10 protein-coding genes are annotated in these 12,348 nt (G+C 64.3%); 8 read left to right on the top strand and 2 right to left on the bottom strand.

Annotated features, from left to right (window positions below; genetic code table 11):
• The coding region (locus tag H0W38_RS06635) for an XrtA-associated tyrosine autokinase (RefSeq protein WP_292452304.1) at positions 1-904 on the bottom strand (904 nt) is incomplete at its 3' end.
• Positions 901-2,484 (bottom strand): XrtA system polysaccharide chain length determinant, encoded by a 1,584-nt coding sequence (locus H0W38_RS06630; protein ID WP_292452303.1) that lies wholly within the window; start codon positions 2,482-2,484, stop codon positions 901-903. The genes H0W38_RS06630 and H0W38_RS06635, both read right to left, overlap by 4 nt.
• 324 nt (positions 2,485-2,808) lie before the next feature.
• Here H0W38_RS06630 and H0W38_RS06625 point away from each other — a divergent pair, with 324 nt between their 5' ends.
• The 8 genes from H0W38_RS06625 to H0W38_RS06590 form a co-directional block, all read left to right on the top strand.
• Positions 2,809-4,044 (top strand): sugar transferase, encoded by a 1,236-nt coding sequence (locus H0W38_RS06625; protein WP_292452301.1) that lies wholly within the window; start codon positions 2,809-2,811, stop codon positions 4,042-4,044.
• Complete coding sequence (locus H0W38_RS06620; RefSeq protein ID WP_292452299.1) at positions 4,044-5,021, top strand: NAD-dependent epimerase/dehydratase family protein; 978 nt, start codon at positions 4,044-4,046, stop codon at positions 5,019-5,021. The genes H0W38_RS06625 and H0W38_RS06620 overlap by 1 nt, the downstream gene beginning before the upstream one ends.
• Entirely contained in the window at positions 5,018-6,157 is a 1,140-nt protein-coding gene (locus H0W38_RS06615; RefSeq protein ID WP_292452298.1) for a DegT/DnrJ/EryC1/StrS aminotransferase family protein, read from the top strand. The genes H0W38_RS06620 and H0W38_RS06615 overlap by 4 nt, the downstream gene beginning before the upstream one ends.
• Before the next feature lie 56 nt (positions 6,158-6,213).
• Positions 6,214-7,836, top strand: coding sequence for an O-antigen translocase (locus tag H0W38_RS06610; RefSeq protein ID WP_292452297.1), 1,623 nt, complete (start codon positions 6,214-6,216; stop codon positions 7,834-7,836).
• A 31-nt stretch (positions 7,837-7,867) separates the two neighbouring features.
• Entirely contained in the window at positions 7,868-9,088 is a 1,221-nt protein-coding gene (locus H0W38_RS06605; protein WP_292452295.1) for a glycosyltransferase family 4 protein, read from the top strand.
• 16 nt (positions 9,089-9,104) lie between these two features.
• A complete protein-coding gene (locus tag H0W38_RS06600) occupies positions 9,105-10,085 on the top strand; it encodes a glycosyltransferase family 2 protein (RefSeq protein WP_292452294.1) in 981 nt (326 codons plus the stop codon).
• A gap of 23 nt (positions 10,086-10,108) precedes the next feature.
• Positions 10,109-10,984 (top strand): glycosyltransferase family A protein, encoded by an 876-nt coding sequence (locus H0W38_RS06595; RefSeq protein WP_292452293.1) that lies wholly within the window; start codon positions 10,109-10,111, stop codon positions 10,982-10,984.
• A gap of 69 nt (positions 10,985-11,053) precedes the next feature.
• Positions 11,054-12,348 (top strand): hypothetical protein (locus H0W38_RS06590; RefSeq protein WP_292452291.1); only part of this gene is annotated, 1,295 nt, incomplete at its 3' end.

The raw sequence follows: 12,348 nt of genomic DNA, 5'->3' as shown, positions 1-12,348 counted from the left end.
GCACGGACATCACAACGGGGCACTGCTCCACCGCCGCGAACGCCTGCAGGACGACGCTGCGCGGTGTGGTCGATGCCTGAACGACCAGAACGACCTGTCCGACTCGGGACGCGAGCACTTGCGCTTCGTTGGTCACGAGCAGCGGCGGTGCGTCGAAGATCACGACGCGATCCGAATACCGGTTCGCCAGCGAGACGAGCAAGGTCTCCATCGCTTCGCTCGCGAGCAGTTCGGTCGACATCATGTTGCGCGCGCCCGAGGGAAGGATGGACAGCTTGGGAACATTCGTCTTGTGAATCACGTCCGACAAATCGAGCTCCGCATCGGTCAGCACATCGAGCAGGCCCTTTTCCGCCTCGATGCCCAGCCGCTGCAGCACTTGGGGGCGAAGAACGTCCGCATCGACGAGCAAGACCGACGTGTCGATTTCCGCGGCCATGCTCATCGCGAGGTTGATGGCGCAGAAGGTCTTGCCTTCCCCTGGCAACGCACTCGTGACCATGATCAGCGAGAGCCTGTTCGCGGCGGAGTCCTTGCTGCGCGCGTTCTTGAGCAGCGGCCGCTTGATTTGGCGAAACTCTTCCGCCAGAGTCGACCTCGTCTGTGTTGGAACGAGGTGGCCGGAGCGTTCGAGCTCCTCCAGGTTCAGCAGCAAAGGCGCGCGCGGCTCCGTCGTGCTGGGCGAGCGGAGCACTCTCAGCGAAGCCACGCTCGACGCAGGCGAGTCCACACCGAGTTGGCGTACGGCTACAGCGGGCGTCGACTCCACAGACGGGTAGCGTTGACTGGCGTCGACGCGTGCCTGCAACTCGCTCTTTGCAATGCCAGCGGCAGCCCACGGCACCGAAACGCCCGCTCGCTTCAACTCTTCGAGACGTTGGGTCGCTTGCTCGATGATGCTCATGACTGAACCCGCTCGAGATGCGGCTTCATTGCGATCCACGCCACCCACAGCGTCTGCAGCATCAACAAAACCCCGAACGCTATGGTGAATCGCCATGTGTGCATTCGCTGCTTTCGCTTGACTTGGGGCGTCACCAACATCGACACGGTTCCCAGGACCGGACGACCGGAGAGCTGACGCAAAGACACCGCCTCGTCAATAGTCGGCCACGTGAGATCGACGACAACTGCGGACAATACCCCTGCAGCAAGCGACACGATGATTGCGATTGCAGCCAGATGCAGGCGTCCGGGAAAGACAGGCGATGGTGAAACATGTGGCGGCTCGACGAGCCGGAACTCTGCGAGCTGGGACGATTCATCAAGCTTCACCCCGAGGGACGCAGACTCCCGCCGCCCCACCATCAGCTCGTAGTTCTTGCGAATCACGTCGTAGTCGCGGTTCAATTGTGCGAGTTCGGCCTCCACTTGAGGCACGCGACCTGCCAATGACCTGACCTGCTGCAGTTGCCCTTGCAGCCCCGCGAGCTGCGAGCGTAACGACGCTACCTGCGCCTCGCTCTCGGCTAGCGATATACGCAGCTTCTGATAGACAGGGCTGGTCGCGGCCTTGCCTGTTTTTCCCGTCTTTGCGAGTACGCGCGCTTCAGCCTCTTTGCGTTCGCGTTCTTCGATCTCCAGTTGACCGATCACGCGACGCGCGCTGATCACATCGGGATGCACGTCTGTGTACCGGCGCAGCAGTTCGTTCAGCTGACTTCTTTGCGCTTCCAGGCGTGCCTCACCCTCCGAAACCAAGGGCGCACCGTTCCTCAACGCAAGCTCTGGGGGCAATTGAGGGTCCTCGGCAGCGAGTTCGCGGCGATATGAGTCGCGAGACCGCTCGGCCGCGTTCAGCTCGATGCGCAGCTTGTTGACTTCGTCGGTCAACGACGACACGCGGGCGAAATAGTCCTGATTCGACACGCCCGATACGCCGAAATTGCGTACTTTGAATTCCTTCAGGCGACTCTCGGCCTCGATCAGCTTGGTCTCGTGGCTGCGAATCTGATCCTCGATGAACAGCCCGGCTTCTTCCGAGTCGCGTTTCTTCGCGCCGGCATTGGCATTGACGAACAGGTCCACTGTCGCTTCGACGAGGTGCTGCGCACGCTCGGGGCTCGTGTCCCGATAAGAGATCTCATAGAGATTTCCGGATCCCGTCGGTACGACCTTGATCCGATCCATCAGGCGCGACACGACATCTTCCCGTGCACTGGCGCTCGACACGTCGAGCTGCAATTCGGGATTGTCGACCAACCGCTCTACGTTGGGTCGCGAGATCAATGTGCGAGCGAGCATGCCGACCCGCTGGTTGATGTCGGGCTGGAACGTCAGATCCGCCATCAACGGCTTGAGTACCGTTTCCGTATCGACGTAGATACGCGCGGTTGCTTGAAAACGATCGGGAACGGCGGTAAGGCCAAGAACGCAGACCATGGCCACGGCAGCCGCAACAGAGAGGACGAACCAGCGACGCTTGGTCGCAATCCGCACAACCCATTTCGCTCTGGCGACGAAGTCTTCAACAACATTGTTCATCACTCGCCCCATGTTGATGAACCCATAAGCGACTCGACCACCTCTTCGGGCGGCTGGTCGCTATGCCAACGCGTGAGTTGGAGTTTGCGCCTTATGTTGCCGCTGTGCGAGCGGGTGTCGAGCTAGCGCCCCTGATTCAGGGGGGGCCCCTAAACTTGCAATTGCGCAGTGCGAGTGAAGCAGGCATTCTTACAGCTCACTACATTTTACGCGGCAAGCAAGTGCCGGTATGAGCACTGCGTGAGCGCGCGTTCAGCTGGCAGCAATTATCCGATTTACGGCGGCAGCCTTAGCCGTCGTCTCGGCTGCTCTAGGGGGAGCTGCATGAGTACTCACAACGGGTCTTCGGCGTCCAGTGTCATAGACCTTGCCCGGCGTGCGCCGCCATCCTCGCGGCTGCATCATCGGCTCCACGACGAGCAGATCGCATGTGCTGCGGGCAAGCGGATCGAAGCCGAGCGTAATGCCGTAAACAGAACCTTTGCTAGGCGATCAGCCGTTCGATCAACCCCCGTCGACGCGCTACCGCTGAACGATTTCTTGAAGGATCTGCACCGAGAGCAACGTCGCGCGGAGCGCTGTCAAGCAGCGCTTTCCCTTGTGCTCTATCAGCTGACTAACAAAACATCGCAGGACACGCGGCACGCCGACCGCTTGCTGGAAGCGCTCCACAGCGCCAAGCGGGAAACCGACATCCTCGGTCATCTGGCCGGCGACATGATCGCGGTGCTCTGCCCCGACACGGACGAGCAGGGAATCAAAGGTTTCACGCGGAAGATCGATGCGCGAGCCGGCGACCTTCCGTTCACGGTCGTCGCTGCCACCTACCCGGACGATCTGTTCGAAAGTCTCACCAAGGGGACACGCACGCAGCCCGCCTTCCAGCCATTCCTTGTCGCTGATGCAACGGGCCAGAGCGAAGCGGGCTATCCGTTGAAAAGATGCCTGGATATCACCGGCGCAATTGCCGCCATGTGCCTGATGGGACCACTGATGCTGGTCGTCGCCTTGGTGATCGCCCTGACCTCGCGCGGACCTATCATCTTCAAGCAGATGCGGCTGGGCAAGGGCGGCGTTCCCTTCACTTTCTACAAGTTTCGATCGATGGTGACGAACTCGGACGATGGGATCCACCGCGAATTCGTGGAAAAACTCATCAAGGGAGTCCAGAACGACGACGCTGCCGGACAGGGCAAGACGGCGCTGTACAAGCTGCACGCCGATCCGAGAGTCACGCGCATCGGCAGACTTATACGCAAGACGAGCATCGACGAGCTTCCGCAATTGTTCAACGTGCTCAAGGGCGACATGAGTCTCGTCGGTCCGAGGCCTCCCCTTGCCTATGAGGCCGCGCAGTACGAGTCGTGGCACCTGCGTCGCATCCTTGCCATCAAGCCGGGCATCACGGGCTTGTGGCAAGTCGAGGGCCGCAGCAAGGTCACGTTCAACGAGATGGTGAGAATGGACCTTCGCTACCTGCGTGAATCTTCCCTGATGCTGGACATCAAGCTCCTGCTCAAGACCGTTCTGGTCGTCGTTCGCTGCCAAGGCGCGATCTGATGAACATCCACGGCGCGAAAATTCTCGTCACCGGCGGTGCCGGCCTGATCGGCTCCACCACGATCGACCTGCTGTTGCGCAAGTATGATCCTGCCCGGATCGTGATCCTCGACGACCTGGTTCGAGGAACGCTGGCCAACGTCGAGCACTCGCTGAAGGACCCCCGGCTGAGCTTTGTGCAGGGCGACATCTGCGATGCCGGCACCGTCAGGCGCGCCACCGAAGGCATGGACGCGGTGATTCATCTGGCGGCACTGCGCATCACCGCTTGCGCCGCCGACCCCAGGCGAGCGATGGAGGTGATGTGCGACGGCAGCTTCAACGTCATCGACGCCGCCCGGGAAGCCGGCGTCAAGAAGATCGTCGCCGCTTCATCGGCATCGATCTACGGGCTGGCCGAATCCTTCCCGACGCGCGAGGACCACCATCCATACAACAACCAGACCTGGTATGGCGCGAGCAAAGTCATGCTCGAAGGACTGTTGCGTTCCTATCACGCGATGTACGGACTGCCCTATGCGGCCATGCGTTACTTCAACGTTTATGGCCCGCGTATGGACCTGCACGGGAAATACACCGAGGTGCTGATCCGCTGGATGGACCGCATCGCCGCGGGACAGCCGCCATTGATCCTTGGCGACGGCACCCAAAGCATGGATTTCGTCTACATCGACGACGTGGCGAGTTCCAACGTGCTCGCACTGCTGTGCGACGCTACCGACGAAGTCTTCAACGTTGCCAGCGGTACCGAAACGAGCCTGAACGACTTGGCAGCCGCGCTGCTCAAGGTGATGGGCTCGAATCTTGAGCCGGAGTACGGACCAGAGCGCGGCGTCAACCCGGTGCCGCGTCGGCTCGCCGACACCAGCAAGGCAGAGCGGCTCCTCGACTTCAAGGCCCGGGTCGGGCTGGAGGATGGTCTCTCACGGCTCGTCGACTGGTGGCACACGAACAGGTCCTCGGTGGCACCAGCATGATTCCGATCGCAAGGCCGGTGATGGGAGAAGCGGAAGCCGATGCCGCGCGGCGCGCCATTCTGAGTGGATGGATCACGCAAGGGCCCGAGGTCGCTGCCTTCGAACAGGCATTTGCCGAGTACGTCGGTGCGCCACATGCTTGCGCGGTGTCGAACTGCACGACCGCGCTGCATCTGGCGTTGCTCGCAGTCGGCGTCCAGGCGGACGACGAGGTCATCACCGCAAGCCACTCCTACATCGCCACGGCTAACGCGGTCCGGTACTGCGGCGCAACGCCGGTTTTCGTCGACATCGATCCGCGCAGCTTCAATGTCGATCCTTCGCTCGTCGAGGCCGGGATCACAGAGCGAACCCGCGCGATCCTGTGCGTGCACCAGATCGGCATGCCCTGCGACATGAAGCGCATCGTGGAGGTGGCGCACAGGCGCGGCATCCCGGTCATCGAGGACGCGGCCTGCGCGATCGGCAGCGAGCTTCTGTGGAACGGGGAATGGGAAAAAATCGGCAAGCCGCACGGCGATATTGCGTGCTTCTCGTTCCACCCGCGCAAGGTCATCAGCACCGGCGACGGCGGCATGCTCACCACGCGCAATGCGGCGTGGGACGCCCGGTTCCGTCTGCTTCGCCAACACGCCATGAGCGTGCCGGCGGACGTTCGCCACGGCGCGGCCCAGGTCATCTTCGAGTCGTATCCGACTGTTGGCTACAACTACCGCATGACCGACATCCAGGCTGCGGTCGGTCGCGAGCAGCTCAAGCGCCTGCCCGGCATCGTTGCCAAACGGCGCGAGCTGGCAGCACGCTACCGCGCGTTGCTGGCGGATGTCGAGGGATTGGCTCTGCCCGAGGAGCCCACCTGGGCGCGCACGAACTGGCAAAGCTATTGCGTTCGACTGCCCGCGAGCTGTGATCAGCGAGGCGTGATGCAGGCGATGCTGGATGACGGTATCAGCACTCGGCGGGGAGTCATGTGCAGCCACCGGGAGCCGGCGTACCGCGACACGCCGCGCCGCCATGCCCTGCCTTGCTCCGAGGAGGCGCAGGACTGTTGCGTGCTCCTGCCGCTGTTCTCCGGGCTGTCGGAGTCCGAACAGCGGTCCGTGGCAACGGCTCTTACGAAGGCGTGCATGCCGTGAGCGTCTCAGCGTCTCAGACGATGCTGGCGGGGGAAGGCGTTGCAATCACCGCCCCTGTGCTCGACGGCACGCGCCAGCCCGGCAATGCGCACGGGCAGCCGCGGCGTTCGGACACGGCGTCGACCATCCCCGTGAACGGTCTGCACCTCGCGGGCCCCGCGGCCGCCAAGTCGACCTACGCCCAGATCCTCCGATCCTCCGCCGTCGTGGGCGGATCGACGCTGGTCAATGTGTTGATCGGCATCGTCCGTACCAAGCTGATGGCCATGCTGCTCGGACCGGCCGGGTTCGGACTGATGGGCGCCTACACGGCGATCACCGACGTCACCCGCAGCGTCGCGGAAATGGGCGTGCAGCGAAGCGGCGTGCGTCAGATCGCGGAAGCGGTCGGGACGGACGACAAGCTGCGGATCGCGCGGACCGTTACCGTGCTGCGACGCGTGACGGTCGTTCTCGGCATCGCGGGTGCGTGCCTACTGGCGCTGTTCGCGGCGCCGGTCGCCGAGCTCACGTTCGGCAACCTCGAGCACGTCGGTGGGGTCGAGTTGCTGTCGCTCGCGGTGTTCTTCAACGTCCTGGCCGGCGGACAGAGCGCGCTGCTGCAGGGCACACGTCAGATCTCCGACCTCGCCCGAGTCAGCGCCTTCGGCGCGGCGATCGGCACCGTGGTCTCCATCCCGATCATCTATTTCTTCCGCGATCGCGGCGTGGTTCCGGCGCTCGTTGCGGTCGCCGCGGTGTCGGCCGCGATATCGTGGTGGTACGGCCGCCGCCTGAAGATCGCATCGGTGAAGCTCAGCTACGACGAGCTGCGCGGCGACACAGCGTCGCTCCTGAAGCTGGGCGTGGCGTTCATGGTGAGCGGCTTCCTCATGATGGGCGCGTCCTACGCGGTCCGCATCATCGTGCTGAGGGATTCCGGGTTGAGCGGCGCGGGGCTCTACCAAGCCGGCTGGGCCCTGGGCGGGCTCTACGTCGGGTTTGTTCTGCAAGCGATGGGCACGGACTTCTATCCCCGCCTCGTGCAGCAAATCAATGACCATCGGGAGATGAACCGGTTGGTGAACGAGCAGGCTCACGTCAGCGTGCTGCTTGCGGGTCCGGGCGTCGTGGCGACGCTCGCGCTGTCTCCGGTTCTGATCTCTTTGCTCTTCAGCGAGAACTTCGTCCCGGCGGTCGGCGTGCTGCGGTGGATCTGCATCGGCATGGCGCTGCGCGTGATCACCTGGCCCATGGGCTACATCATCGTCGCGAAGAACAGGCAGGCGGCGTACATCGCCACCGAGGTCGCGTGGACGGTCGTCTACATCGGGCTGTCGTGGCTGCTGGTGGACGCCTACGGACTCGCCGGCGCGGGCATGGCGTTCTTCGCGTCCTACGTCTTTCATGCCCTCCTCATCTATCCGATCGTGCGACGGATGACCGGCTTTCGCTGGTCGTTCGACAACGCGAAGGCCGGGCTGGTGTTCCTCGCGCTGACGGGTTCGGCGTTCCTCGGCTTCGAGCTCCTGCCGAGCGGCCCGGCTTACGCCGTCGGCCTGCTGGTCCTCGGGATCAGCAGCTTGCACTCCGCTCGTTCGCTGGTGGGTCTGGTCGGCACGCAGCACGTGCCGAAGTTCATCCTTCGGCTGCTGTCGTTCGTCGGATTGATCGACCGGCGGAAGATCGAATTGCCTTGAGGCATCGGGCCGCGCACTCAGGAACCTTCCGGTGAAGATTCTCTTGTTCCTTCACGAACTCGTCCTCGGTGGCACGACGGTGAATGCCATCGAGCTGGCGGTGACGCTGCGGGATGTGCACGGCCATGACGTGGCAATCTTCGCGTCGCCGGGTCCGATGGTGAAGCTCGTCAACTCCTGCGGCATCCGTTATCTGCCCGCGCCGGCCGCCCGGATGCATCCGTGCCTGCCGCGCATACGGGCCTTGCGCGCCGCCGTAAGCGACTGGCAGCCGGACCTGGTCTACGTCTGGGAGACATGGGCCCTGATGGACGCGTACTACGGCGTGCACTTGCCGTCGAGCCTGCCCCTGCTGCTGACCGACATGCAGATGCACGTGGCTCGGCTTCTGCCGAAGCGGATCCCGACGACCTTCGGCACGCAGGAGCTCGTCGACATCGCTCGCGCGCGCGGCAGCCGGAAGGTCGATCTTCTCGTTCCGCCGGTCGATGTCACGCGCAACGCGCCGGACGTCTGGCCCGCTCGGGACGCACGGGCCCGCTTCGGCGTCGGCCGCGAGGAGATCGTCATCGGCACCGCCTCGCGACTCGTACGGACGATCAAGGGCGACAGCCTCCGGCGCACCATCGAGGCGGTGGCGATGTTGGGCCGCCAGTTCCCGCTGCGTCTTCTCATTGCCGGCGACGGAACGGCACGTGCGGAGATCCAGCAGCTGGCGGATGCCGCCAACGCGAGGCTCGGCCGCGACGCCGTCGTGCTGCTCGGCGCGCTGCTGGACCCGCGCCCTGTCTATGCCGCCGCCGACGTGATCGTCGGCATGGGCAGCTCGGCGTTGCGCGGCATGGCATTCGGCAAGCCGGTCGTTGTCGCCGGCGAAGGCAGCTTCGCCGAAATCCTTTCGCCCGCGTCGGCCGCCAAGTTCGCCTACGCGGGCATGTTCGGTCACGCGGACGATGCGCCGGGCGAGTCAGCCGTGCAGGCCGCGATCAGGGAACTGGCGGCTTCCTCAGTGCTGCGCGGCGAGCTCGGAGCCTTCGCTCGTCGTTTCGTGTGCGAGCACTTTTCGCTCGGAGTTGTCGCGGCCCAGCTCGACCGGGCGTGCGAAGCCGCCGTGGCGACGCCGAGCCCGCGCACGCTGGCGGTGGCGGACGGCATTCGAACCGCCGCGGTCTACTTCCGCGAGCGCCGCTTCATGTGGCGCACCGCGCCGATCGAATCGATGGTGATGGTCGATGCACGTCAGACGGCTTGAGATTGATCGGATGCCCATGAAACCCGTCAGCCTGTCCGTCATCATTGTCAGCTGGAACGCGAAGGCGTACCTCGAGGAGTGCCTGCAGTCGCTGGCGGAAGACGTCTACGACGGTCCCATGGAGATCGTGGTCGTCGACAACGCGTCCTCCGACGGCTCCGCCGACATGGTGCAGCGGCGATTCCCGGCGGTGACGCTGATCCGCAATACGGCGAACCTGGGCTTCTCCAAGGCCAACAACATCGGCATCCGCCGGTGCACGGGTGATTACATCGCGCTGGTCAACTCGGACGTCCACGTGCTGAAGGGATGCCTGTCGGAGCTCGTGGCGTTCTGCGAGTCCCGGGCGGACGTCGGCGTCGTCGGCCCGAAGATCATCGGCCGCGATGGGAAACGGCAGGTGTCCTACAAAGGCTTCCCGCGTTTGTGGAACTCGTTGTGCCGCGCGTTGGCGCTCGACGTCCTACTGCCCCGGCTGGCGCTGTTCAATGGCTACCTGCAATGGCACGAGGCGCCGGACCGAGTCACTCCGGTCGACATCCTGAGCGGATGCTTCCTCGTCGCAAAACGTCGGGCGATCGACCGGGTCGGCCTGCTCGACGAGGGTTTCTTCATCTACGGCGAAGACATGGATTGGTGCAAGCGCTTCTGGCACGCCGGGTGGCAGGTCGTCTTCGTCCCCTTCGCCGAAGCGATCCATTACGGCGGAGCGAGTTCATCGAACGCTCCGCTGCGTTTCTCGATCGAGATGCAGCGAGCCGATTGCCAATACTGGGCGAAGCACCATTCTCGAACCGCATCGAGCCTGTACGTGCTGATTTCCTACGTGCACCACGCCGTGCGCATCGCCGGGCATTCCATCGCTTCCATGACGAACCGCAGGCTCTCGTCCGACCGGATGCAGAAGGCGAAATCCAGCGCGGCTTGCCTGAGATGGATGGCGGTCGACCGTCTGCGCGGAACGTCCGGGTCCTCGGCTCCGCTTCACGGAAGCTGATTTCCACTTTCTGAGGGGTTGCCATGAGGGGCGCGTTCGTACTCATCACCGCGGCGAAGAACGAGGAGCAGTACATCGGCTTCGCAATCCAATCCGTCCTGCGGCAGACTGCGAAGCCGCTGGCCTGGTTCATCGTGGACGACGGTTCGACCGACCGGACCGCGGAGATCGTGGCGGGCTACGCAGCGGACCACGCCTTCATCAAGCTGGTGCGCAACGGCAGCCCGGCGAAGCGAAGCTTCGGCGCCCAGTACCGAGCCATCGGCTCGGCCTACGAGCTTGCGAGGGAGTTCCCGTTCGATTACGTGTGCGTCCAGGATGCGGATATCGCACCGGCGCGCAGCGACTATTTCGAGAGGCTGCTGAAGGAGTTCGAGTTCGACCCCACCCTCGGGATCACCGGCGGCTACGTCCACGAGCGCATCGGCGGCGAATGGCGCTGCCGCCCGGCAAACTCGCCGCAGGCGGTGGCCGGCGGCGTGCAGATGTTCCGCCGAGCCTGCTTCGACGAGATCGGAGGCTACACGCCGCTGCTCTACGGTGGCGAGGACTGGTTGGCCCAGATCGACGCCCAGCGGGTCGGCTGGACCGTGCGTCCGCAAACCGACCTGACGGTGCATCACTACCGTCCGACGTCGTCGGCCGGCGGCCGCTTGCGCGGCTTGCTGAAGCTGGGCATGCGTGACGGCTCCTTCGCGTCGCACCCGGTGTTCGAACTCTTCAAGTGCGCTCGCCGCTTGAGCGAGAAACCCGTCGTTGTCAGCGCGGCCGTCCAGTACGTCGGCTACCTGTGGTACCACCTGAGCGCTCGGCGCCCCGCCCTGTCCCCGGCCAAGGCGGCTTACCTGCGTCGCGAACAGGCTGCGCGGGTGCGTGCGCTGCTGTGGCATCGGCCGTGAGCCACCGGCGATCGACGTCCGGCGGCCCTCAAGACTGATGGAGAACGACCCGGAGCGGGCGGCAGAACGTTGACAGCGAACTTCGGCATCGTTTTCCTGGCGCTCGCCAGCCTCGGCCAGTTGCTGCTGCCCCGTCGATGGGCGGTGCTCCCGCTGCTGATGACCTTCGCCTGGATGCCGCGCGGCCAGTTGATCATGATCGACGGCACGGCCCTCACCTTCCTGCGGTTGATCATCGTCCTCGGGTTCCTGCGCTGCATGCTGCGGCGCGAAGGGCTCTCGTCCGGCTGGAACGCCATGGACTCGATCTGGACCGCCTGGGGCGTCTGGATCGTCGCGAGCTGGGGCTTCCACGACTCGAACGACCTGGCGTTCCGCTGCGGGCTGGTGTGGGACTACCTGGGCAGCTACTTCCTGCTGCGCGTGTTCGTGCGCGACATGGCCGACATCCGACGGCTGATCGGGCTGAGCGGCCTCGTCCTCGCCCCGATCGGCGTGCTGATGCTCGTCGAGTACTCGTCCGGCGAGAACCCGTTCGAGGCGATGGGCGGGTTGATGACGCAGTCCAGAGAAGGCAAGTTCCGCGCCGCCGGGCCGTTCGCCCACCCCATTCTCGCGGGCACGGTCGGCGCTGCATGCCTGGTGCTGGCCATGTCGCTGTGGCATCGGCATCCAATGACGTCGATCGTCGGTGTCGCAGCGGGCGCCGCGATCGTCTTCAGCGCCGCGTCGAGCGGCCCGGTGCTGATGGTGTGCTTCGCGCTTCTCGCCATGATGCTTTGGAAGGCCCGTTCGGGGATCGGCCTCGTGCTCGGGGCGGGAATCGCGGGCATCGCCGTCCTGCAGATTGTGATGAACGATCCGTTCTATTACCTGATGGCGCGCGTCGACATCGTCGGCGGCAGCACCGGCTGGCACCGCGCCCAGCTCATCCACGCTGCGCTCGAGCACCTCGACGAGTGGTGGTTGGTCGGCACCGACTTCACGCGGCACTGGATGCCGACCGGCATCCAGGCAAACGCCCAGCACACGGACCTCACGAACCACTACCTCGTGATGGGTGTGCTAGGGGGCCTTCCGCTGATGCTCACCTTCGTGGCGAGCATCGCCCTCGCCTTCCGCTGGATCGGCAACGCGGCGTTGCGAAGCAACCTGCCCGACAGCGACAAGTTCCAGATGTGGGCGGTCGGTGCCGCGCTGTTCGGGCACGTCATGAACTTTTTCACGGCGCACCTCTTCGATCAATCGATCGTATCGCTCATGATGCTGCTCGCCATCAGCGCGACGCTCGACGAAGCCAGGAGCGTGGCCAGCCTTCCCGCACTACAGACCGACGAGCCACCTCGGTTCGGGTGGGTCGGATG

It is taken from the genome of Methylibium sp. (genome assembly GCF_013817365.1).
Taxonomy (GTDB): Bacteria; Pseudomonadota; Gammaproteobacteria; order Burkholderiales; family Burkholderiaceae_C; genus Methylibium.
The sequence above is the reverse complement of the archived record's forward strand: the minus strand, read 5'-3'. Positions and strand labels throughout refer to the sequence as shown.

What these genes read in the sequence shown, in the direction of transcription:
- H0W38_RS06630 (WP_292452303.1), bottom strand. Translation starts at nt 2,484, where the DNA reads ATGAACAATGTTGTTGAAGACTTCGTCGCCAGAGCGAAATGGGTTGTG.
- H0W38_RS06625 (WP_292452301.1), top strand. Translation starts at nt 2,809, where the DNA reads ATGAGTACTCACAACGGGTCTTCGGCGTCCAGTGTCATAGACCTTGCC.
- H0W38_RS06620 (WP_292452299.1), top strand. Translation starts at nt 4,044, where the DNA reads ATGAACATCCACGGCGCGAAAATTCTCGTCACCGGCGGTGCCGGCCTG.
- H0W38_RS06615 (WP_292452298.1), top strand. Translation starts at nt 5,018, where the DNA reads ATGATTCCGATCGCAAGGCCGGTGATGGGAGAAGCGGAAGCCGATGCC.
- H0W38_RS06600 (WP_292452294.1), top strand. Translation starts at nt 9,105, where the DNA reads ATGAAACCCGTCAGCCTGTCCGTCATCATTGTCAGCTGGAACGCGAAG.
- H0W38_RS06595 (WP_292452293.1), top strand. Translation starts at nt 10,109, where the DNA reads ATGAGGGGCGCGTTCGTACTCATCACCGCGGCGAAGAACGAGGAGCAG.